The following is a 1,006-nucleotide window of genomic DNA, read 5'->3' as shown; positions in this document are numbered from 1 at the left end:
CTGGAAGCTAATCCAGAGATTGCCAAATATGGTGTGTTTTTACCACGGGGCTTAAAGGTCATTCTGCCTGAGTTTGTCAGCCAAGAAAAGAACAGCGTGGTGAAGCGGTTATGGGATTAATGCGCACGCATCCTTTTATTGAGGTGAGAGTGGGGGATAAGCTTGTTCATGAGGTTTTTTATCAGCGTCTTTTAACCGCAACCATTACGGACCATGCCGGCAATGAAGCCGATACATTTGAAGCAGAGTTTGATGATAGTGGTAATGATTTAGAGGTTCCCTCAAGCAACAGCACTCTGCAAGTGATTTTTGGCTATGAGAACAGCATCAGTGCCTTTATGGGGCGTTTTGTTGTTGAGTCGGTGGTGAGTATTGGTGGCAGTGATGGAGAGATTTTGCGCCTTTGTGGCAAAAGCGCCTCGATGCGTAAAGAACTCAAAGAACAAGCGAGTGAACATTTTGATCACAAAACTGTTGGTGAGATTGTTGAGACACTTGCCAAACGCCATGGCTATCAAGCAAAGGTCAGTCCACAATTTATCAAACAAACTCTTCCTTATGTGATTCGTACAGATCAATCGGCTGTTGATTTTTTAACCCGCCTTGCCGATCGCATGCGGGCGCGTTTTTTAATCAAGGACAATAAGTTTTTATTTTTAAGCGGTGACAATTTACCAGCCCTTGAACTTCATAAGCACGACTGTTCTAACTGGGAATTTACCCTAGAGCCACGTACGCAATACGGCACTATTGAAGCTTCTTATTTTGATCGCGCAAAAGGGCAGCAATGCCAAGTCAAGCATCAGACAGGGTTTAGCGGTCCCGTGCGGCGTCTTCGCAGTTGTTATCCATGTCAAGAGGAAGCTTTATCTGCCGCTGCTTCCGAGTCGGATCGCTTATGTCGTGCTGTAGGCAGTGGTTCTTTGACCCTTGAGGGACGCCCTGAAATCATGGCGGATCAACCTCTCATCCTTCAAGGGTTTCGTGGGCAAATCAATGGACCATG

At 46.1% G+C, this 1,006-nt stretch carries 2 protein-coding genes; both read left to right on the top strand.

The features are described 5' to 3' along the window. A partial coding sequence (locus ACFINI_RS09995; RefSeq protein WP_375648047.1) for a tail protein X occupies nt 1-120 on the top strand: 120 nt, incomplete at its 5' end. Next, a partial coding sequence (locus ACFINI_RS09990) for a phage late control D family protein (RefSeq protein WP_375648046.1) occupies nt 120-1,006 on the top strand: 887 nt, incomplete at its 3' end. The genes ACFINI_RS09995 and ACFINI_RS09990, both read left to right, overlap by 1 nt.

This window comes from Bartonella sp. AA56HLJMS (assembly GCF_042197145.1).
Taxonomy (GTDB): domain Bacteria; phylum Pseudomonadota; class Alphaproteobacteria; order Rhizobiales; family Rhizobiaceae; genus Bartonella.
This window is presented reverse-complemented; position numbering and strand designations above follow the sequence as displayed.